A 20,118-nucleotide genomic window follows, 5' to 3' on the forward strand; every position below is an offset into this window, starting at 1 on the left:
GTGCTGTCACCGGATTCCCAAGGAACTCAGAAATGTTCACGTCCATTGCCTCGCTGAAAAGAAAACCGCTTGCCCGACTCGCGCTGGCCATCACCCTGGGCACTGTCGGTTTGCCGGGCTGGATGTCCACTGCACAGGCCCATGGCGGGGCCGCCGAAATGGTGCCTTTGCAGTCGACCCTTGAAGAATTCGGGGCCACGGTCAAATGGGACAACTACGCCAACCTGTTCGTGATTGCCAAGGACGGGGTCTACCTCAAGGTCAAGCCGGACAGCAAAGTCGCCATGCTCAATGGCAAGCCGATGAAGCTGGCCGTCCCGGTGGTGTTCAAACACAACACCGCCTACATGCCGAAGGACTTCATCAATCAGGTGTTCCAGTCCGGCCTGGACAAGACCTTTGTCGTCGAAACCCGCCCTAACCCGCTCAATCCGTTGACTGCGGACGAAATCAAGGCTGCGGTGGACATCGTCAAGCAGTCCGAGCATTACCAACCCGGTTTCCGTTTCACCGAAGTCTCGGTCAACGAGCCGCCGAAGGATCAGGTCTGGAACTTCGTCTTCACCGGCCAGAACGTCACGCAGCCACGCCAGGCCAACATCGTGGTGCTCGATGGCAAGCATGTGATCGAAGCCCTGGTCGACCTCGACGCCAAGGCGCTGAAGTCCTGGAAACCGATCGAAGGTGCCCACGGCATGGTCCTGCTGGACGATTTCGCCACCGTGCAATCGGCCGTGGAAACCAGTCCCGAGTACGCCCAGGCGCTGGCCAAGCGCGGCATCACCGATGTGAAAAAAGTCGTGGCCACGCCGCTGACCGTCGGTTATTTCGACGGCAAGGACGGCCTCGCGCAGGACAAGCGCCTGCTGAAAATCGTCAGCTACCTCAACACCGGTGACGGCAACTACTGGGCGCACCCGATCGAAGGCCTGGTGGCGATTGTCGACCTTGAGCAAAAGAAGCTGATCAAGATCGAAGACGAAGCGTTGATCCCGGTGCCGATGAAACCCACGCCGTATGACGGCCGGGGCCGCAAGGGCGCCGAGGTCAAGCCGCTGGAGATCATTGAGCCGGAAGGCAAAAACTACACCATCACCGGCAATAGCATTCACTGGCAGAACTGGGATTTCCACGTTCGCCTCGATTCGCGGGTTGGCCCGATCCTGTCCACCGTCACGTATGACGACAAGGGCAAGAAACGCAAAATCATGTACGAAGGCTCCCTGGGCGGGATGATCGTGCCGTACGGCGACCCCGACGTCGGCTGGTACTTCAAGGCCTACCTGGATTCCGGCGATTACGGCATGGGCACCTTGACCTCGCCGATTGCCCGCGGCAAAGACGCCCCGGAAAACGCCGTGCTGCTTGACGCCACGATTGCCGACTACACCGGCGCGCCGACCGCGATTCCCCACGCCATGGCGGTGTTCGAACGCTACGCCGGCCCGGAATACAAACACCAGGAAATGGGCCAGCCCAACCTCAGCACCGAGCGCCGTGAGCTGGTGGTGCGCTGGATCAGCACCGTCGGCAACTACGACTACATCTTCGATTGGGTCTTCCAGCAAAACGGCACCATCGGCATTGACGCTGGCGCCACCGGTATCGAAGCGGTCAAGGGCGTCGAGTCCAAGACCATGCACGACACCACCGCCAAGGAAGACACGCGCTACGGCACCCTGCTGGACCACAACATCGTCGGCACCACGCACCAGCACATCTACAACTTCCGCCTGGACATGGACGTGGATGGCGAAAGCAACTCGCTGGTCGAGGTGAACCCGGTGGTGTTGCCAAACGACCGTGGCGGCCCGCGCACCAGCACCATGCAGACCGAGCACAACGTGGTCAGCACCGAGCAGCAAGCCGCACAGAAATTCGACCCGTCGACCGTTCGCCTGATGACCAACTTCAGCAAGGAAAACAAAGTCGGCAACCCGGTTTCCTATCAGCTGATTCCGTATGCCGGCGGCACCCACCCGGTGGCCAAGGGCGCGAACTTCGGCAAGGATGAATGGCTGTATCACCGCCTCAGTTTCATGGACAAGCAACTGTGGGTGACGCGCTACGACCCGCAGGAGAAGTACCCGGAAGGCAAATACCCGAACCGTTCGGACAAAGACTCGGGGCTGGGGCAGTTCACTGCGGATAACCAGTCGATTGAAAACACCGACGACGTGGTCTGGCTGACCACCGGCACCACGCACATCGCGCGGGCCGAGGAATGGCCGATCATGCCGACCGAATGGGTGCATGTGCTGTTGAAGCCGTGGAATTTCTTTGATGAGACGCCGACGTTGAACCTCAGCGTCCCGCAGTAACTACACGCACAAAACCTGTGGGAGCGAGCCTGCTCGCGAAGGCGCAGTGTCAGATAAATTAATGTTGTCTGATATTCCGCTTTCGCGAGCAGGCTCGCTCCCACAAGGGTCCGGGGTTCTTCAGGTGGATTGGTCGCAGATGCTTGCAGTTTTACTGGCTCACCACAATCTTCCCGATCATCTGCGGATGCAGCGCACAAAAATATTCGTACTCTCCCGGCGTGTTGAATACCCAGGAAAAGCTGTCATTGGTATCCAGTGCCCCTGAGCGAAACACCTTGTGGGTTTCCGCCACAGTGTGCGGAATCTGGTCGTCGTTCACCCACGTCACTTTGGTGCCCACGGCCACGTTCAAATCCTTGGGCCCGAACATGAACTCCTTGATATCGATTTTCACCTCCTGAGCCCAAACCGGCATCGACAGCATCAGGCAGGCCACGGCCAACACTCGCTTTTTCATCTGAACGCCCTCCCCCTAAACCAGTGTCGAATCAATCAGTGCCAGCGGATGATCGCCCTGCGTCGCTCGCACATCGGTGATCCCCAGGTAATTGCGCAATTGATCCGCCGCCACCGTCATCGGCCCGGGGGTCGGTGCCGCACCTGGCGCGGGTTGTGGATAAGCGGTGCCACGGGCGGTGTGGAAGGTGATATTGCCTTCGACTTTCTGGATGACCTGGTGGATATGCCCGTTCAACACCGTCACCGAACCGTACTTGCGCAGCATGGCAATCGCCTGATCACCATCCTCGGTGCCCCAGCCCCACGGCTGATAAACCGTCCACAACGGAATATGGGTAAACACCACGATGGGCGTGCTGCTGGTCACAGCGCGCAAATCGTCGGCCAGCCACGCCAGTTGATCGGCGCCTAGGGTTGCTTCACGTCCGGCCTGGAAATTGAAGACATTCACCAGCCCGATAAAATGCACACCGTGGTCATCGAAGCTGTACCAGCCATTGCCTTTGGTGCCCTTGCCGTAACGCTCCAGATAGAGCTTGCCGCCGCCCTCGTCGAGGGTGTCGTGCTCCCCCGGAACGTAGTGCACGGTGGACGGCAGGCCCTTGAGCAGTTGCGCGGCCGTGTCAAATTCCTCGGGTTTGGACAGGTGGGTGATGTCGCCGGTATGCAGGATCAGCGACGGCGGTTTTGGTAGCGCGATGACCTTGTCGATCGCCACTTGCAAGGTCTTCACCGGTTCCGGATTAGCCTCCTTGTTAAAGCCGATGTGCGAGTCGCTGATCTGCACGAAGTGGAAGGTGCTGGCCAGTGCCTTGGGGTCGGCAACGTTGCCCGCTGCATCCAGGGCGAAGGCCCGGGGAATGCCGCCGCTCAGGGCCCAGATGACCCCCGCCCCGGCCCACGCCGAGCATTTGAGCAGTGTCCGGCGGTCGGGGTTGAGCGGGCCGTCGGTGCGGAGCGGGTGTCTTGATTGAATGTCCATCGGTTTTCCCTCGCTGGCGAACTACAGTGATGGTGCTGACACGAGGTACAACCCGGCGGGACGGGGCTTTATTCCGGGTCGAAAAAATAATTTTTTCCAGGGAATAAAAGGCCGCGCAACACAGTTATAGGGGTGGGACAGTGCGGGAACCACTATGAAGCGATTTGAGGAACTGTTTGCGCCCCACCTGGACGCGGCCTACAACCTCGCGCGCTGGCTCACCGGAAATGACAGCGCCGCGCGCGATGTCGTGCAGGAAAGTGCCCTGCGCGCCTTCCGCTTTTTACATCGCTTCGCCGACGGCAACGCCAGGGCCTGGTTCCTGACCATCGTGCGCAACGAAAGCTACACCTGGCTCAAGGCCTCGGCCGGGCATCATTGGGTGGCGATCGGCGATGAACTGTCCGAAGAGGACGCCGCGCTGAGTCATGGCCAGACCCCGGAACTGCTGGCCATTCACACCGAAAATGCGGCGCTGATCCAGCAAGCCCTGTGCGCCCTGCCGCCGGCGTTTCGCGAGGTGATTGTTCTGAAAGAACTCGAAGACCTGCCCTACAAGGACATCGCCCTGGTGGTCGATATTCCCATCGGCACCGTCATGTCGAGACTGGCCCGGGCGCGTGCCATGCTCAAGCTCGAACTACTGAAGTTGCACGATCATGAATGAACTCGACTGCACGGTTTGCCAGACGTTGATGCATGGCTACCTGGACAAGGAACTTGATCCGCCGACGACGGCCACGGTGGCCGGGCATCTGGCCGAGTGCGCCGAGTGCGCGCAGTTGCATGATCAGGCGCGGCTGCTGATGCTCGGCGTGAAACGCCAGGCGCCGTATTACACGGCTCCGGCGTCGTTGACGGCCAGTGTGTTCGCCGCCGCTGCCCCGCCACCAAACATTGTCCAGCGCTGGCGGACCTGGTTCGCACCGGCCTTTTCTGCGGCAGCGCTGGGCCTGGCGGTGGTGCTTTATGTGGCAACGCCGGCCAGCGAGCAACCGTTGATGGACGAGGCCGTCTCCAGTCATGTCCGCTCGTTGATGGGTGAGCATTTGAATGATGTGGTGTCGTCCGACCGCCACACTGTGAAGCCTTGGTTCACTGGCAAACTCGACTTCTCGCCGCCGGTCGTCGATTACTCGGCACAAGGGTTTGTGCTGTTGGGCGGGCGGCTGGATTACCTGCAACACCAGACCACGGCGGCCCTGAGTTATGGGCGGGCCAAGCACGTTATCAATGTGTTCATCCTGCCCACCTCGGAGGCGGACACGCCGCTACAGAGCAAGGCCATTCGTGGTTTTAACGTGGTGTCCTGGCAAGCGAATCACATGCGCTTTGTGCTGGTGTCCGATCTGGAGAAAAGCGAGCTGGAGGCGTTCAGCCAGATGCTCAAACCGTAGTACAAAACCCTGTAGGAGTGATTCAGACGGATCTCAGGCGCGGTTTTTTCGGTACTCGCCGGGGGAAATGCCAAACCGCGATTTGAACGCGGTGGAGAAGTAGCTCGAATCGGAGAACCCCCAGGAGTAACCCAGCACCGACAGTTTCTGTTCGGTACGCGATTGGCGCAGGGACTCGGCGCACAAATCCAGCCGACGATTCTTGATGTACTTCGCCACCACCAAGCCTTTCTTGGCAAAGATCCGGTACAGCCCGCGCACCGACATCCCGACTTCCCGCGCCAGCCATTCCGGGCACAGGTCTTCGGAGCGAATGTGTTCGTCGATGCATTCCAGCGTCTTGCGAAAGATCCGCTCATGCAGATCGTTGCTGTCTTCAGCTTGGCTGATGGCCGGGCGCAGCAGGCTGACAATGGCCTCCAGCGTCGCCTCGCTTTCCGCCAGGCTCAGGGTGTTTTGCTGCGCAGCATCGAGAATCAGTCGATGCGAGAGCATCGCCATCGGCGATGACGCGACGATGCGGTGACCGCACTTGACCGGGTTGAAGCGCAAGGATTGCTCGATCAGCGACGAAGGCAGAATCAGCGACAACTGCCGGGAGTTTTCACTGTAGGTGAAGTCGCTGGGGCGCGAGGCGTCGATCAGGGTGATGTCGCCGGCCGACAGCAACACCTTGCTGTCACCCTGGGCCATGCCCGCCGTGCCGTCGAGCTGGAACACCGCAAAGTATTTGCCGCCCTCGCCCGCCGCGATTTGCGCCGGGGTGCGGTACAGCCGCGCCTGGCAAGCATCGACAAAACTGAGTTTCAGCGCACCGCTCTGGTGTTCGCGGATCTGCCCGGAAAACTCTTCGCCCAGGGTTTGCGCATTGAAGGCGCCACAGATCTGGTTGATCTGATGGATCCACTGGTCGAATCCATCACGGCGCTGTGCATTTGCAGAAATCATGTCAGGCCTCACGCAGGCTTATTTTTATTATCTACGCCAATCCTCCGGTTCTCCCTAACCACCCCGCTCCCACAACAATGACGGACTACTTCAGCCCGCCAAACCGTCGATAGAAACTTTCACCCACGTCCGGCAACGGACCGTCGGCGGTTTCCAGTGCACTGTTCAACCATTCCTCGGCTTTGGCGTAGATCAGCCGGTAAATGTTGCGGCACAACTGGCGCGCTGCCCGACCTTCCCAATCACCGGGCAGTAGTTCGTCCGGCAGTTGCGGGTCGCGCAACAGCAGTTTGCGGTATTCATGAATAAGCAGGACGCGTGCCAGGAAGCAGTCGCCCGGTTGCAGGTTCTCTTGCTCGCGAAGCGCTTGCCAGAGCGGTCGGAACAGCTGGATGAACTCGCTGTAATGAGTTGCCAGTTCTTCGATGTTCCAGCTTTCCTTCACCTGCAAACGCAGGGCCTTGGACGCCAGGACGTCCTGCGCCGTGGTTTCGAAGACGATGGTTTCTTCCTGGACGCCGAGGTCGAGCAAGGTCGCATTAAGGTCGGTGCGGTCGCTGCGCGGACACGCCAGCACGGCGGGCGAAATCGCACCAAAACCTTGCCACTCCAGTTCTTCGCGCACTTGTTTGCGCTTGTCCTGGGTCAACTGCGTGAGCATCACCAGGCACCAGGAACCGTCCCACGCCGGCACGGTGGAGCTGTAGACGCGCTTGAACGCCTTGTCGAAACGCCGGCGACCGGTGCCAGTCAGGCTGTAATAGCTGCGACGCCCAACTTTTTCGGCGGTAAGCCAGCCTTCTTTGGTCAGGCGGAAAATCGAGGTGCGGATCAGTCGCTCGTTGATGCCGATGGGCTCGAGCAATTGAATCAGGCTGCCCAGCCAGACTGTCCCGCCGTGGGGTTCGATGGCATCGCCGTACAGCGTAATGATCAAGGAACTGGCGCGGATCGGCGTCTGCTCCTGGAAGCGAGTAATCAGTTGGTTCAAGGGTGTCAGGGACGACATGGGCGTACCGGGCTGAAAAAAGAAAAGGAATATACCGAATGTCCGCCAGTTAATCGCACTTCCTGTGGGAGCGAGACTTTGTGGTGAGGGGGCTTGCCCCCGTTTGAGTGCGCAGCGCTCACAAGATTTTTGGGCTGCTGCGCAACCCAGCGGGAGCAAGCTCCCTCGCCACAAAAGCTCACTCCTGCAATGGGGGCAGTGTTCACAGGGTGCTGCCTTTTGGGCGCAAGCCGCTGTCGCTGATGCGCGGGCGATCCGCCTCCACTTCGGTCAACGGTTCGCAGACCTGCATCTGCTCAAGGCAACGCTTGGCCAGTCGCTGATACTCGCGGGTGCCCGCCTGTTTCCAGGACACCTCTTCATCGCTGAGACCACGCTTGATGCTGGCCGGCGCGCCCATCACCAGAGACTGCTCCGGGCAGTCGAAACCGGCCTTGACGAAAGCCGCCGCCGAGACGAACGAGCGCGGGCCGATGCGGGCGTTGTCCATCACCACGGCGTTCATGCCCACCAGCGCATCGGCGCCGATCCGGCACCCGTGCAACACCGCGCCATGGCCGATGTGCCCATTGCGTTCGACCACGGTGTCGCTGTCCGGGAAACCGTGCATCACGCAGGTGTCCTGCAGATTGGCGCCCTCCTCCAGCACGATACGGCCGAAGTCCCCGCGCAGGCTCGCCAGCGGCCCGACATAGCAATGAGGGCCGACGATCACGTCACCGATCAGCACCGCGGACGGATGAACGTAAGCCGTGGGATCAATTACCGGGGTCAAGCCATCGAGGCTGTAGCAAGTCATGGGACGGTCCTTTGAACGCATTGGTAAAGCGATGCCGATACAGGGCCATTTTGTATCACATCGCTTTTGCCAGTACAAAGACAAAAATCCGTATCACTTAGCAGCGCCCCTGACGGGAGGTCGCTCAACGCCTGTAAATCCACCACAAATCCCAACAAAACCGGCGATTAATCAGTCATCTGACGGGTATAGACATCTCTCTACCCAGATCTGCCATCCATCAATAAGACACATTAAATACGTTTTACTATTGTATTTGCGTATCACGTTGTAGGTATACTCAGGCAAAACCGGCCCACTGCGCCGATCCAATAATGAGCCGGCATTGCAGCCGTGCATGCACCACGAGGGCATCCGCCATGCCTCTAACCCTTGCTGTCGAGATCATCGAGCCAGGCGTTCGCCTGATTACCCTGCAACGCCCGCAAGCGTTGAATGCCCTGACCACCGAATTGCTCGGTGAACTGGCCGATGAACTGAACATCGCGCAGGCCGATCCCGACACCCGCGCCGTGGTCCTGACCGGCAGCCGCAAAGCGTTCGCGGCCGGCGCCGACATCAAGGAAATGGCCGAGCGCAATCTGGTCGGCATCCTCGACGACCCGCGCCAGGCCTCGTGGCAAACCATCACCCGCTTCAACAAACCGCTGATCGCTGCCGTCAACGGCTTCGCCCTCGGCGGTGGCTGCGAACTGGCGATGCACGCCGACATCATCATTGCCGGTGAAGACGCCCGTTTCGGTCAGCCGGAAATCAACCTCGGGATCATGCCGGGCGCCGGTGGCACTCAACGTTTGCTGCGCGCCGTCGGCAAATCCATGGCCATGCAAATGGTCCTGACCGGTGAACCGATCGACGCCCGCCAGGCGCAACGTGCCGGGCTGGTCAGTGAAGTGACGCAACCGGAATTCACCGTTGATCGCGCCATGCAGATCGCCCGCAGCATCGCCGGCAAAGCACCGCTGGCGGTGCGCCTGGCCAAGGAAGCCCTGCTCAAGGCCATGGACACTGACCTGGCCAGCGGCCTGCGTTTCGAGCGCCATGCCTTCACCGTGCTGGCCGGCACCCGCGACCGCGATGAAGGCATTCAAGCCTTTCAGGAAAAGCGCACGCCGACCTTCACCGGCCAGTAATCCATTTCAAAAAAAGCGAACGACCTCCCAGAGAGCGCCATGACCATGAACTTCGAACACATCCTGTTTTCCATCGAGGCCGGCGTCGCCCTGCTCAGCCTCAATCGTCCGGATCAGCTCAATAGCTTCAACGCGCAGATGCACGGTGAAGTGAAGGAGGCGCTGAAACAGGTCCGGCAGAGCCCGGATGTGCGTGTGTTGCTGCTGACCGGTGAAGGTCGCGGCTTCTGCGCCGGGCAGGACCTAAGCGACCGCAACGTCGCACCGGGCAGCGACGTGCCCGATCTGGGCGAGTCCATCGAGAAGTTCTACAACCCGCTGATCCGCCAATTGCGCGACCTGCCGCTGCCGGTGATCTGTGCGGTCAATGGCGTGGCCGCCGGCGCGGGTGCCAACATCCCGCTGGCCTGCGACCTGGTGTTGGCAGCACGCTCGGCAAGCTTCATTCAAGCGTTCTGCAAACTTGGCCTGGTCCCCGATTCCGGCGGCACCTGGACCTTGCCGCGCCTGGTCGGCATGGCCCGCGCCAAGGCTTTGGCTTTGCTCGGTAACCGCTTGACCGCCGAACAGGCCGAGCAATGGGGCTTGATCTACCGCTGCGTGGAAGACGCCGAACTGCGCGATGAAGCACTGAAACTCGCCCGCCACCTGGCCACCCAACCGACCTACGGCCTGGCACTGATCAAGCGCAGCCTGAACGCCAGCCTTAGCAACACCTTTGACGAACAACTGGAGCTGGAAAAAGACCTGCAACGCCTGGCCGGGCGTAGCGAGGATTACCGCGAAGGCGTCAGCGCCTTCATGGAAAAACGCAGCCCAAGCTTCAAGGGGCGCTGAGTCATGACTGCACTGAACATTGATGCGCGCATCGCGGTGATCGGCGCCGGCGCCATGGGTGCCGGGATCGCGCAAGTCGCGGCGCAGGCCGGGCACACCGTGCTGCTGCTGGACAATCGTCCCGGCGCAGCAGCGCAAGCGATCGACGGCATTGGCCGGCAATTGGGCAAACGCGTCGACAACGGCAAACTCTCCGCCGACTCTCGCTCAGCCACCCTCGCCCGCTTGCTGGCGGTGGAAGTCATCGAAGCGCTGGCCGATTGCGAGCTGGTGATCGAAGCCATCGTCGAGAACCTTGAGGTCAAACGCGCCCTCTTTCGCCAACTGGAAGAAATCTGCGGTGAGCGCTGCATTCTGGCCAGCAACACGTCGTCGCTGTCGATCACCAGCATCGCCGCGCAGCTGAATCATCCACAGCGCTTGCTCGGCCTGCACTTCTTCAACCCGGCACCGGTCATGGCGCTGGTGGAAATCGTCTCGGGCCTGGCCAGCGATCCGGCCTTGGCCGCCTGCCTGTACGACACCGCCAAGGCCTGGGGCAAAAAACCGGTGCACACCCGCTCAACCCCGGGTTTCATCGTCAACCGCGTGGCCCGGCCGTTTTACGCCGAAAGCCTGCGCCTGCTGCAGGAAGGCGCCGCCGATTGCCCGACCCTGGATGCGCTGATGCGTGACGCCGGTGGCTTCGCGATGGGCGCTTTCGAACTGACCGACTTGATCGGCCACGACGTCAACTATGCCGTGACCTGTTCGGTGTTCGACGCCTATTACGGCGACACGCGTTTCTTGCCGTCCTTGATTCAGAAGGAACTGGTGGACGCCGGACGCCTGGGGCGCAAAAGCGGCCATGGCTTTTACAGCTACGCCGAAGGTGCCGTACGGCCGCAGCCGGCCACTGTCAGCAGCGAGCAAAGCGTTGAAACCTGTGTTGTCGAAGGTGACCTCGGTATTGCCAACGCGCTGATTGCGCGCCTGCGCGAACACGGTGTCGAGGTCATTCAGCGCGACGGCCAAGGCGTGCTGCGAGTGGGTGATGCGGTCCTGGCATTGAGCGACGGGCGTATGGCCTCTCAGCGTGCCAGGGAAGACGGGCTGCGCAACCTGATCCTGCTCGACCTCGCATTCGATTACAGCAAGGCCAGCCGCCTCGCGATCAGCTACGCGGCCGGCATCGAGCCGTCCGCGCTCGAACAGGCCGTCGCGCTGCTGCAACGGGCCGGCTTCAGCGTCAGCCTGCTCAGCGACAGCCCGGCCCTCGCCGTGTTGCGCACCGTCGCCATGCTCGCCAACGAAGCCGCCGACGCTGTGCTGCAAGGCGTGGCATCGGCCGCCGACATCGATCTGGCGATGCGCGCCGGGGTCAATTACCCGCAAGGCCCGCTGGCCTGGGCGGATGCCATCGGCCTCGCGCACATCCTCAACGTGCTGGAAAACCTGCAAGCCGGTTACGGCGAAGAACGTTATCGGCCGTCGCTGCTGTTGCGCCGCCGCGTCGCCGAAGGGAGGCATTTTCATGACTAACCACGAAGCGATGAACCTGGCCAGCGACTGCGCCAAAGCCCTGTTCAGCCGCGACAACGCCAGCCAGGCAATGGGCATGCGCCTGCTGTCGGCCGGCCCCGGCTGCGCGCGCATCGGCATGAACGTGCGCGCCGACATGATCCAGGGCCACGGCACCTGCCACGGCGGTTACCTGTTTGCCCTCGCCGACTCGGCGTTTGCCCTGGCCTGCAACAGCTACAACGAAGCCACGGTCGCCATCGGTTGCAGCATCGATTACATCGCCCCGGCCCGCCTGGGTGACACCTTGAATGCCGACTGCACCGAGCAAAGCCGTTCCGGGCGCACCGGCAATTACGACGTACGCATCGAAAACCAACTGGGCCAGCTGATCGCGCTGTTCCATGGCAAATCCTACAAAGTGCGCGGCGCGGTACTGCCGCAGGAGAACCCGAATGAATGACGCCTTGATCATCGACGCGGTACGGACCCCGATCGGTCGCTACGCCGGTGCCTTGAGCAGCGTGCGCGCCGACGACCTCGGCGCGGTGCCGCTGCGTGAACTGCTGCGCCGTCACCCGCAGGTCGACTGGAACACCGTGGATGATGTGATCTACGGCTGTGCCAACCAGGCCGGCGAAGACAACCGCAACGTTGCGCGCATGTCTGCGCTGCTGGCCGGGTTGCCGGTCAGCGTGCCTGGCACCACGCTCAACCGTTTGTGCGGTTCCGGGCTGGACGCGATTGGCACGGCGGCGCGGGCGATTCGTTGTGGCGAAGCCGGGCTGATGCTGGTCGGCGGCGTTGAATCGATGTCCCGTGCGCCGCTGGTGATGGGCAAAGCCGAGCAGGCGTTTTCCCGTGACGCGCAGGTCTACGACACCACCATCGGCTGGCGTTTCGTCAATCCGTTGATGAAGAAAACCTACGGCATCGACTCGATGCCGGAGACGGCCGAGAACGTCGCCGAACAGTTCAACATCTCCCGCGCCGATCAGGACGCCTTCGCCCTGCGCAGTCAGCAACGCGCTGGCGCAGCCCAGGCCAGCGGGCGTCTGGCCAAGGAAATCGTCGCGGTGGAAATTCCCCAGCGCAAAGGTCCGGCCAAAGTCGTCGAACACGATGAGCACCCGCGTGGCGATACCACGCTGGAGCAATTGCAGAAACTCGGCACACCGTTTCGCGAAGGCGGCAGCATCACCGCCGGCAACGCCTCCGGGGTCAACGACGGCGCCTGCGCGCTGCTGCTGGCCAGCCCGGAAGTCGCCAAACGCCACGGCCTGAAGGCCCGTGGTCGGGTGGTCGCCATGGCCACCGCCGGTGTCGAGCCGCGCATCATGGGCATCGGCCCGGTGCCAGCGACGCGCAAAGTGCTGGAACTGGCCAACCTGAGCCTGGCCGACATGGACGTGATCGAACTCAACGAAGCCTTCGCCGCACAAGGTCTGGCGGTGTTGCGTGAACTGGGCCTGAGCGATACCGACCCGCGTGTGAACCCGAACGGCGGCGCGATTGCCCTCGGTCATCCGCTGGGCATGAGTGGCGCGCGCCTGGTGACCACCGCCCTGCATGAGCTTGAGGAACGCAAGGGCCGCTACGCCTTGTGCACCATGTGCATCGGCGTCGGCCAGGGCATCGCGCTGATCATCGAGCGACTATCCGACTAAAGAACTGCGATTCCCAAGGAGCCCAGAGGTATCCTTGGGGCATGCACTCAAAGCCCAGCGGCAGCCGGGCTGAAACACAAAAACAATTCGAGTGAATTCATGAACATGCCAATTGCCAAAGCCGTGCTTGATCCTGTGCTGGACCCGCTGGAAACCGCCAGCATCGACGAACTGCGTCAACACCAGCTGGATCGCCTGCGCTGGAGCCTGAACCACGCCTACAACAATGTGCCGCTGTACCGTCAGCGCTTCGATGCGCTGGGCGTGCACCCGGATGACATCAAGTCCCTGGAAGACCTGGCGAAGTTTCCGTTCACCACCAAGACCGACCTGCGCGATAACTATCCCTACGGCATGTTTGCCGTACCGATGAACGAAGTGGTGCGCCTGCACGCCTCCAGCGGCACGACCGGCAAACCGACTGTCGTCGGCTACACCCAGAACGACATCGACACCTGGGCCAACGTGGTCGCCCGTTCGATCCGTGCGGCGGGTGGTCGTCGCGGCGACAAGGTGCATATTTCCTATGGCTACGGCCTGTTCACCGGCGGCCTCGGCGCGCACTACGGCGCCGAGCGCCTGGGCTGCACGGTGATTCCGATGTCCGGCGGCCAGACCGAGAAACAGGTGCAGCTGATCAAGGATTTCCAGCCGGACATCATCATGGTCACGCCGTCCTACATGCTCAACATTGCCGATGAGATCGAGCGCCAGGGCATCGACCCGCACAAGCTGGCCCTGCGTTTGGGCATCTTCGGTGCCGAGCCGTGGACTGGCAAGCTGCGCAGTGCCATCGAGAACCGTTTGGGCATTACGGCGCTGGATATTTATGGCCTGTCGGAAATCATGGGGCCGGGTGTCGCCATGGAGTGCGCCGAAACCAAGGATGGGCCGACGATTTGGGAAGACCATTTCTACCCCGAAATCATTGACCCGGTCACCGGCGAAGTGCTGCCGGACGGGCAGATGGGTGAGCTGGTGTTTACCTCGCTGAGTAAAGAAGCGTTGCCGATGATTCGCTATCGCACCCGCGATTTGACGCGTCTGCTGCCGGGGACGGCGCGGCCGATGCGACGGATCGACAAGATCACCGGGCGCAGTGATGACATGTTGATTATTCGCGGGGTCAACGTGTTTCCGACGCAGATCGAGGAGCAGGTGCTGAAGATCAAACAGCTTTCAGAGTCTTATGAGATTCATCTGTATCGCAATGGGAATCTGGACAGTGTTGATGTGCATGTGGAGCTCAAGGCGGAGCATCAGCATTTGAGCGATGAGCAGCAGAAGGCTGTTTGTGGCGAGTTGAGTCGGCATATCAAGACGTATATCGGGATCAGTTCGCGGATCGTTTTGCAGCCGATGCATTCGATCAAGCGTTCTGAGGGTAAGGCTTGTCACGTGATGGATAAGCGCCCTAAAGCATGACTGCTGCACCCTTTATGGCCCCGCTTTTGCGGGGTTTTTTTTGGCCGGACCACAACTTCCCCCTGTGGGAGCGAGCCTGCTCGCGAAAGCTTTCTGGCAGGCGACCATTTTCTATCAGCTGTACATATCCGTTTCTGCGGTCAGGGCTTCTATTGGTTTCGCTCTTACAGCGAGTCACTTTGGAAAAGCCCCAAAGTAACCAAAGGGCTCATGCCCCTTTCGTTCGGTGCCTCGCCTAGGCTCGGCATGCCCTCGCTCCGGTCCTGCTCCGTGGGCCCGCCGCCATCGGCCATCCATGGCCGGGGGCGGCTAACCCGGCATCCATGCCGGGTTGCCCACTGCGCAGAACCTCCACTCGGCCTCTCGAGGGGGCGGTGCCTCAAGATCAAAAGCTGCAGGCGAGCTAACGCTCGGCCTGTTGAGTGGTGGGGAGCAAAAGCCGTACACCGTTCCATTGTGGGAGCGAGCTTGCTCGCGATGCTTTTGATCGTTCCCCTGCTCTGCGTGGGAATGCCGCCGGGGACGCTCCGCGTTCCGTCTTCAGAGCTTGCGCGACAAAGCCCTACGTACGCTGTCGCTGTTCAGCGGTTGGCTTTGCGCCGGAGCATCAACGCTGGCCTCGACCGCTTTCTCTTGCTGAACAGGGCTTTCTTCTTCAATCACGATGTCTGCTTCGACAAAGAGTTCTACCTGGGCAGGTTGCACTACTTGAGCAGGACTTGGCGCCCGGCCGCGATTACCGACTGCAGTTTCCAGTTTGTCGATGTAGGCATTCAAATCGCTGACCAGCAGTTTCTTGCGCTGGGAGCCCTGGTACCACGCGTAGCAAAAATACCCCGCCCCCGCCAGGATGCCCAGCCCGCCTGTAGCGAGGCCGGCGACGCACAACCCGGACACGATCATCACGGTCTTCCAGTTGAAGGGCGCCAGCTCCAGCTCCGTATGCAGCGCGTTGGCGTCACGCAGCACCCAACGCTTGGCCGCCGTGTGGTTCTGCAGAATGGTGTGCAGCGGCGAACCGTCCTTTTTCAAGGCACTGATCAACGAGATGTCCTGGCCGGTGCGCAACGGAATATCCACGCCGCGCAGCTTCACATCGTGCTCGACGCCGTCCGGGGTTTTGACCCAGAACTCATGATTAATGATCGACACCGAACTGACGCGCACCGGCGTCACTTCACTGTCCTTGCCATTCACATGAACGCCGCCAGTGGACGTCACGCGGGTTTCGCTGAGCTTTTCGCTGCCCACCACTTCACCGCTCAGGACAGTGAAAACAACCGATTTATCGCCATGGGTGAACGTGTGCATTTCGATTCCTTGATAGACCCGCGTCAGTCGACGCGCAGGAGAAAATCCGTATGCGGCGGATGCTACTAAGTAGCCATCAGGCTGTCCAGAAGTCGAAGGCACCGGTGTCGCGGAGTGTGGAAACGATCAAAAGCATCGCGAGCAAGCTCGCTCCCACAAAAAATCGGCGCAATGCTTTCGCTCCTCACCACTCAAGGCCGAGCGTTAGCTCGCTGCAGCTTTTGATCTTGACGCACCGCCCCCTCGAGAGGCCGAGCGCAGGTTCTGCGCAGTGGGCAACCCGGCAAGGATGCCGGGTTAGCCGCCCCCGGCCATGGATGGCCGATGGCGGCGGGCCCACGGAGCAGGACCGGAGCGAGGGCATGCCGAGCCTAGGCGAGGCACCGAACGAAAGGGGCAAAAGCCCTTTGGTTACTTTGGGGCTTTTCCAAAGTGACCCGCTGTAAGAGCGGAACCATAACCCGCCGTTACCAAAGAACCGGATATACACCCAAACCAACCGTCCATCCCAAAGCGATACAAAAACACATACGACACACCATTTTCTGTTTGATATTAGTTTCTGTATCGCTTATAAAGTTCTCCATGCCATCAAACAGATTCACGGCGGGAGACCCAAAATGTACGCACAGCTCGTAGAAACCGGCGTAAAGCGCATCAAAGACCTGTCGGAAATGTCCGACCAGGAACGCGCCTTCCAGGAAAAAATCGATTCAGAAATCAAGATCGAAGCCAAGAACTGGATGCCAGATGCCTATCGCCAGACCCTGATCCGGCAGATCTCCCAACACGCCCACTCCGAAATCGTCGGCATGCTGCCCGAAGGCAACTGGGTCACCCGCGCCCCATCGCTCAAACGCAAACTGCAATTGATGGCCAAGATCCAGGACGAAGCCGGCCACGGCCTCTACCTCTACAGCGCCATGGAAACCCTCGGCGCCGACCGCGATGAAGAAATCGCCAAGCTGCACAGCGGCAAAGCCAAATACTCGAGCATCTTCAATTACCCGACGCTGAACTGGGCCGACATGGGCGCAGTGGGCTGGCTGGTCGACGGTGCCGCCATCGTCAACCAGGTGGTATTGCAGCGCACCTCCTACGGCCCCTATTCCCGGGCCATGGTGCGCATCTGCAAGGAAGAAAGTTTCCACCAGCGCCAAGGCTACGAAATCCTCCTGACCATGATGCGCCACGGTAATCAGGCGCAAAAAGACATGGTCCAGGACGCGATCAACCGCCTGTGGTGGCCGTCGCTGATGATGTTTGGCCCAAGCGACGAACACTCGCCAAACAGCGCGCAATCCATGGCCTGGAAAATCAAGCGCCAGAGCAACGACGAACTGCGCCAGCGCTTCATCGACCAGACCATCCCGCAGCTGGAACTGCTGGGCTGCACCTGCCCTGACCCGGACCTGAAGTGGAACGCCGACACCGGCCACTACGACTTCGGCGAGATCCAGTGGAGCGAATTCTACGAAGTGCTCAAGGGCAACGGCCCGTGCAACCAGGAACGCGTCGCCACCCGCCGCAAGGCGATCGAAGACGGCGCCTGGGTTCGCGAAGCCGCCGTCGCCCACGCCCGCAAAAAACAGAACAAGAACGCCGCCTGATCGGCCACCTGATGTGGAGTCATTGAAATGTCTGAATGGACCCTTTTTGAAGTCTTCGTGCGCAGCAAGCACGGCCTCAACCACAAGCACGTCGGCAGCGTGCATGCCGCCGACACCACCATGGCCATCGAGAATGCGCGCGAGTTGTACACCCGGCGCAGTGAAGGCGTGAGCCTGTGGGTCGTGCCATCGGCGCTGATCACCGCTTCGTCGCCGGATGAAAAAGACCCGCTGTTCGATCCGTCGGACGACAAGGTCTACCGCCACGCCAGCTTCTACGAGCTGCCGGCCGAAGTCGGGCACATGTGAGGTCGACCATGAACAACCAGACTGATCTGATCGAATACCTGCTGCGCCTCGGCGACAGCGCCCTGATCCAGGGCCAGCGCCTGTGCCAATGGTGCGGCAAGGCCCCGGCGCTGGAAGAAGAACTGGCGCTGATGAACGTCGGCCTCGACCTGGTGGGCCAGGCGCGCAACTGGCTGGAGTACGCCGCCGAACTGCTGAACGATGGCCGCAGCGCCGATGACCTGGCATTCCGCCGTGACGAGCGCGCCTACCGCAACCTGTTGCTGGTGGAACAACCGAACGGCGATTACGCGGTGACCATCCTCAAGCAATTCCTCTATGACGCCTGGCACCTGCCAGTGCTCAGCGGCTTGAGCCAGTCCAGCGACGAACGCATCGCCGGGATCGCCGCCAAAGCCGTCAAGGAAGTCACCTATCACCTGCGCCGCTCCGGCGAGTGGGTCGAGCGCCTGGGTGACGGCACGGAAGAAAGCCATCGCCGCATGTTGGCCGCGACTCCTGAGGTCTGGCGCTTCACCGTCGAACTGACCAGCGCCGACGACAGCGAGCAACGCCTGTGCGACGCCGGCATTACCCCGGACACCGCGCAAGTCGCCACTGTCTGGCAAGCCAAGGTCAGCGAGATTTTCGCCAGCGCCACCCTGCCCGTACCGGACGCGGCCAACTATTTCTACCTGAATGCACGCAAGGGCCTGCACACCGAACACCTCGGCATTCTGCTGGCCGAAATGCAGTTCCTGCCACGAGCGTACCCCGATGCGACCTGGTGAGTTGATCGCCAGCGACCTTGGCGCCCGGCCAGCACAACCGACCGACCTGGCCGCCGCGTGGGCGATTTTGGCAGAGGTCATGGACCCGGAAGTGCCGGTGGTCAGCGTGGTCGACCTCGGCATCGTGCGCGATCTCGACTGGCAGGCCGGGCACTTGCACGTGGTGGTCACGCCGACCTACTCCGGCTGCCCCGCCACCGAAGTGATCGAAAGCGATATCCGTGACGCCCTGGAACTGGCCGGGTTCAAGGCGCCGCAACTGGAACGCAAATTGACCCCGGCGTGGACCACCGACTGGATCAGCGATATTGGCCGCGAACGCCTGCGCGCCTACGGCATCGCCCCGCCGGAGGGCAGCACCAGCAAGCGCAGCCTGCTTGGCGAAAGCCCGGTGATCGTCTGCCCGCAGTGCGGCAGCGCGCACACCGAAGTGCTCAGCGAGTTCGGTTCCACTGCATGCAAGGCGTTGTACCGCTGCGTCGATTGCCGCGAGCCGTTCGACTATTTCAAGTGCATCTGAGCGGCAATCGGCCGTCCCAGCTGGAGAACAATAATGAGTAAATTTCACAGCCTGACCATCAAGGACGTGCGCACCGAGACCCGTGACGCGGTGTCCATTGCCTTCGAGATTCCGCAGCACCTGCAAGACAGCTTTCACTTCACCCAGGGCCAGCACCTGGTGATGCGCACTCAGCTGGATGGCGAAGAAGTGCGTCGCTCCTACTCGATCTGCACCGGGGTCAACGACGGTGAACTGCGCATCGCGGTCAAGCGGGTGGCCGGTGGACGTTTTTCCGCGTTCGCCAACGAGCAATTGAAAGCCGGGCATAGCCTGGACGTCATGCCGCCCGCCGGGCATTTCTGTGTCGAACTTGATCCGGCACGCCACGGCCACTACCTGGCGGTCGCGGCTGGCAGCGGCATCACGCCGATCCTGTCGATCATCAAGACCACCCTGGAAACCGAACCGCACAGTCGCGTCACGCTGTTGTATGGCAACCGTTCCAGCTCCGGCGCGCTGTTTCGCGAACAGCTGGAAGACCTGAAAAACCGTTATTTGCAGCGCCTGAACCTGATCTTCGTGTTCAGCCGCGAACAGCAGGACGTCGACCTGTACAACGGCCGGATCAACGCCGAGAAATGCGAGCAACTGTTCAGCCGCTGGCTCGACGTCAAAGCCCTCGATGCAGCCTTCATCTGCGGCCCGCAGGAAATGACCGAGACCGTGCGCGACAGCCTCAAGGCCAAGGGCATGGCGCCGGAACGCATTCATTTCGAATTGTTTGCCGCCGCCGGCAGCCAACAAAAACGCGAAGCCCGCGAGGCGGCCCGGCAAGTGGATGCAGCGGTCAGCCAGATCACCGTCATCAGCGACGGCCGCGCCCTGGCGTTCGACCTGCCGCGCAACAGTCAGAGCATCCTCGACGCCGGCAACGCCCAGGGCGCTGAACTGCCGTACTCGTGCAAGGCCGGCGTGTGCTCGACCTGCAAATGCAAGGTCATCGAAGGCGAAGTGGAAATGGACAGCAACCACGCCCTGGAAGACTACGAAGTGGCCGCCGGCTATGTGCTGTCGTGCCAAGCGTTCCCGATCAGCGACAAAGTGGTGCTCGATTTCGATCAGCTCTGAACACCCCA

General features: G+C 61.2%; 20 protein-coding genes. 14 read left to right on the forward strand and 6 right to left on the reverse strand.

Going from position 1 to position 20,118, the window contains the following annotated elements; translation table 11 throughout:
* Positions 1-32 precede the first annotated feature (32 nt).
* Positions 33-2,321, forward strand: coding sequence for a primary-amine oxidase (gene tynA, locus AC07N8_RS14430; protein ID WP_493144198.1), 2,289 nt, complete (start codon positions 33-35; stop codon positions 2,319-2,321).
* Between the two features lie 151 nt (positions 2,322-2,472).
* On the opposite strand, the gene AC07N8_RS14435 is transcribed toward tynA, so the two are convergent.
* Both AC07N8_RS14435 and AC07N8_RS14440 read right to left on the reverse strand, forming a co-directional pair.
* Entirely contained in the window at positions 2,473-2,781 is a 309-nt protein-coding gene (locus tag AC07N8_RS14435) for a cupredoxin domain-containing protein (RefSeq protein WP_483843431.1), read from the reverse strand.
* Positions 2,782-2,796: 15 nt separating this feature from the next.
* The gene (locus AC07N8_RS14440; RefSeq protein ID WP_493144200.1) at positions 2,797-3,765 is read right to left on the reverse strand and encodes a metallophosphoesterase family protein; all 969 of its coding nucleotides are present in this window, start codon (positions 3,763-3,765) and stop codon (positions 2,797-2,799) included.
* 154 nt (positions 3,766-3,919) lie between these two features.
* On the opposite strand from AC07N8_RS14440, the gene AC07N8_RS14445 reads away from it, so the two are divergent.
* Complete coding sequence (locus AC07N8_RS14445) at positions 3,920-4,432, forward strand: sigma-70 family RNA polymerase sigma factor (RefSeq protein ID WP_483843433.1); 513 nt, start codon at positions 3,920-3,922, stop codon at positions 4,430-4,432.
* Positions 4,425-5,162: an anti-sigma factor family protein gene (locus AC07N8_RS14450; RefSeq protein ID WP_493144203.1), complete on the forward strand. Its 738-nt coding sequence runs from the start codon at positions 4,425-4,427 to the stop codon at positions 5,160-5,162. The genes AC07N8_RS14445 and AC07N8_RS14450 overlap by 8 nt, the downstream gene beginning before the upstream one ends.
* 33 nt (positions 5,163-5,195) lie before the next feature.
* On the opposite strand, the gene feaR is transcribed toward AC07N8_RS14450, so the two are convergent.
* The 3 genes from feaR to paaY all read right to left on the reverse strand — a co-directional run bounded on the left by feaR (position 5,196) and on the right by paaY (position 7,918).
* The gene (gene feaR, locus AC07N8_RS14455) at positions 5,196-6,110 is read right to left on the reverse strand and encodes a transcriptional regulator FeaR (protein WP_483843435.1); all 915 of its coding nucleotides are present in this window, start codon (positions 6,108-6,110) and stop codon (positions 5,196-5,198) included.
* Between the two features lie 85 nt (positions 6,111-6,195).
* Positions 6,196-7,119: a phenylacetic acid degradation operon negative regulatory protein PaaX gene (gene paaX / locus AC07N8_RS14460; RefSeq protein WP_310270203.1), complete on the reverse strand. Its 924-nt coding sequence runs from the start codon at positions 7,117-7,119 to the stop codon at positions 6,196-6,198.
* Between the two features lie 202 nt (positions 7,120-7,321).
* A complete protein-coding gene (gene paaY, locus AC07N8_RS14465; RefSeq protein ID WP_483843437.1) occupies positions 7,322-7,918 on the reverse strand; it encodes a phenylacetic acid degradation protein PaaY in 597 nt (198 codons plus the stop codon).
* 359 nt (positions 7,919-8,277) lie between these two features.
* On the opposite strand from paaY, the gene paaF reads away from it, so the two are divergent.
* From paaF to paaK, 6 genes are all read left to right on the forward strand, one after another.
* Positions 8,278-9,051 carry a 2,3-dehydroadipyl-CoA hydratase PaaF gene (gene paaF, locus AC07N8_RS14470; protein WP_493144205.1) on the forward strand — a complete coding sequence of 258 codons (774 nt, stop codon included), beginning with the start codon at positions 8,278-8,280 and terminating at the stop codon, positions 9,049-9,051.
* 45 nt (positions 9,052-9,096) lie between these two features.
* Positions 9,097-9,888, forward strand: coding sequence for a 2-(1,2-epoxy-1,2-dihydrophenyl)acetyl-CoA isomerase PaaG (gene paaG / locus AC07N8_RS14475; protein ID WP_493144315.1), 792 nt, complete (start codon positions 9,097-9,099; stop codon positions 9,886-9,888).
* A 3-nt stretch (positions 9,889-9,891) separates the two neighbouring features.
* Entirely contained in the window at positions 9,892-11,409 is a 1,518-nt protein-coding gene (paaH, locus tag AC07N8_RS14480) for a 3-hydroxyacyl-CoA dehydrogenase PaaH (RefSeq protein ID WP_493144207.1), read from the forward strand.
* Complete coding sequence (paaI, locus tag AC07N8_RS14485; protein WP_483843440.1) at positions 11,402-11,851, forward strand: hydroxyphenylacetyl-CoA thioesterase PaaI; 450 nt, start codon at positions 11,402-11,404, stop codon at positions 11,849-11,851. The genes paaH and paaI overlap by 8 nt, the downstream gene beginning before the upstream one ends.
* Positions 11,844-13,055 carry a 3-oxoadipyl-CoA thiolase gene (gene pcaF, locus AC07N8_RS14490; protein WP_493144209.1) on the forward strand — a complete coding sequence of 404 codons (1,212 nt, stop codon included), beginning with the start codon at positions 11,844-11,846 and terminating at the stop codon, positions 13,053-13,055. The genes paaI and pcaF overlap by 8 nt, the downstream gene beginning before the upstream one ends.
* A 99-nt stretch (positions 13,056-13,154) precedes the next feature.
* Positions 13,155-14,480, forward strand: coding sequence for a phenylacetate--CoA ligase PaaK (paaK, locus tag AC07N8_RS14495; RefSeq protein WP_493144211.1), 1,326 nt, complete (start codon positions 13,155-13,157; stop codon positions 14,478-14,480).
* Between the two features lie 540 nt (positions 14,481-15,020).
* On the opposite strand, the gene AC07N8_RS14500 is transcribed toward paaK, so the two are convergent.
* The gene (locus AC07N8_RS14500) at positions 15,021-15,791 is read right to left on the reverse strand and encodes a hypothetical protein (RefSeq protein ID WP_493144213.1); all 771 of its coding nucleotides are present in this window, start codon (positions 15,789-15,791) and stop codon (positions 15,021-15,023) included.
* A gap of 620 nt (positions 15,792-16,411) precedes the next feature.
* Between AC07N8_RS14500 and paaA the strand changes: the two genes are divergently transcribed.
* The 5 genes from paaA to paaE are packed head-to-tail and all read left to right on the forward strand — an operon-like array spanning position 16,412 to position 20,110.
* Complete coding sequence (gene paaA, locus AC07N8_RS14505) at positions 16,412-17,401, forward strand: 1,2-phenylacetyl-CoA epoxidase subunit PaaA (RefSeq protein WP_483843444.1); 990 nt, start codon at positions 16,412-16,414, stop codon at positions 17,399-17,401.
* Between the two features lie 27 nt (positions 17,402-17,428).
* On the forward strand, positions 17,429-17,710 hold the full coding sequence (gene paaB, locus AC07N8_RS14510) for a 1,2-phenylacetyl-CoA epoxidase subunit PaaB (protein ID WP_007943393.1): 282 nt from the start codon (positions 17,429-17,431) through the stop codon (positions 17,708-17,710).
* 8 nt (positions 17,711-17,718) lie between these two features.
* Positions 17,719-18,480 (forward strand): 1,2-phenylacetyl-CoA epoxidase subunit PaaC, encoded by a 762-nt coding sequence (paaC, locus tag AC07N8_RS14515; protein ID WP_493144216.1) that lies wholly within the window; start codon positions 17,719-17,721, stop codon positions 18,478-18,480.
* A complete protein-coding gene (paaD, locus tag AC07N8_RS14520) occupies positions 18,467-19,000 on the forward strand; it encodes a 1,2-phenylacetyl-CoA epoxidase subunit PaaD (protein ID WP_493144218.1) in 534 nt (177 codons plus the stop codon). The genes paaC and paaD overlap by 14 nt, the downstream gene beginning before the upstream one ends.
* Positions 19,001-19,033: 33 nt before the next feature.
* Positions 19,034-20,110 carry a 1,2-phenylacetyl-CoA epoxidase subunit PaaE gene (gene paaE / locus AC07N8_RS14525; RefSeq protein ID WP_483843447.1) on the forward strand — a complete coding sequence of 359 codons (1,077 nt, stop codon included), beginning with the start codon at positions 19,034-19,036 and terminating at the stop codon, positions 20,108-20,110.
* The last annotated feature ends 8 nt before the right edge of the window (positions 20,111-20,118 follow it).

This window comes from Pseudomonas sp. GW821-FHT10C09, assembly GCF_059415465.1.

Coding starts and splice junctions, on each gene's coding strand:
- AC07N8_RS14445 (WP_483843433.1), top strand. CDS start 3,920: ATGAAGCGATTTGAGGAACTGTTTGCGCCCCACCTGGACGCGGCCTAC.
- AC07N8_RS14440 (WP_493144200.1), bottom strand. CDS start 3,765: ATGGACATTCAATCAAGACACCCGCTCCGCACCGACGGCCCGCTCAAC.
- paaA (WP_483843444.1), top strand. CDS start 16,412: ATGTACGCACAGCTCGTAGAAACCGGCGTAAAGCGCATCAAAGACCTG.
- AC07N8_RS14500 (WP_493144213.1), bottom strand. CDS start 15,791: ATGCACACGTTCACCCATGGCGATAAATCGGTTGTTTTCACTGTCCTG.
- paaI (WP_483843440.1), top strand. CDS start 11,402: ATGACTAACCACGAAGCGATGAACCTGGCCAGCGACTGCGCCAAAGCC.
- paaK (WP_493144211.1), top strand. CDS start 13,155: ATGAACATGCCAATTGCCAAAGCCGTGCTTGATCCTGTGCTGGACCCG.
- paaD (WP_493144218.1), top strand. CDS start 18,467: ATGCGACCTGGTGAGTTGATCGCCAGCGACCTTGGCGCCCGGCCAGCA.
- tynA (WP_493144198.1), top strand. CDS start 33: ATGTTCACGTCCATTGCCTCGCTGAAAAGAAAACCGCTTGCCCGACTC.
- paaB (WP_007943393.1), top strand. CDS start 17,429: ATGTCTGAATGGACCCTTTTTGAAGTCTTCGTGCGCAGCAAGCACGGC.
- paaF (WP_493144205.1), top strand. CDS start 8,278: ATGCCTCTAACCCTTGCTGTCGAGATCATCGAGCCAGGCGTTCGCCTG.
- paaG (WP_493144315.1), top strand. CDS start 9,097: ATGAACTTCGAACACATCCTGTTTTCCATCGAGGCCGGCGTCGCCCTG.
- feaR (WP_483843435.1), bottom strand. CDS start 6,110: ATGATTTCTGCAAATGCACAGCGCCGTGATGGATTCGACCAGTGGATC.
- paaC (WP_493144216.1), top strand. CDS start 17,719: ATGAACAACCAGACTGATCTGATCGAATACCTGCTGCGCCTCGGCGAC.
- paaY (WP_483843437.1), bottom strand. CDS start 7,918: ATGACTTGCTACAGCCTCGATGGCTTGACCCCGGTAATTGATCCCACG.
- paaE (WP_483843447.1), top strand. CDS start 19,034: ATGAGTAAATTTCACAGCCTGACCATCAAGGACGTGCGCACCGAGACC.
- paaX (WP_310270203.1), bottom strand. CDS start 7,119: ATGTCGTCCCTGACACCCTTGAACCAACTGATTACTCGCTTCCAGGAG.
- AC07N8_RS14450 (WP_493144203.1), top strand. CDS start 4,425: ATGAATGAACTCGACTGCACGGTTTGCCAGACGTTGATGCATGGCTAC.
- AC07N8_RS14435 (WP_483843431.1), bottom strand. CDS start 2,781: ATGAAAAAGCGAGTGTTGGCCGTGGCCTGCCTGATGCTGTCGATGCCG.
- pcaF (WP_493144209.1), top strand. CDS start 11,844: ATGAATGACGCCTTGATCATCGACGCGGTACGGACCCCGATCGGTCGC.
- paaH (WP_493144207.1), top strand. CDS start 9,892: ATGACTGCACTGAACATTGATGCGCGCATCGCGGTGATCGGCGCCGGC.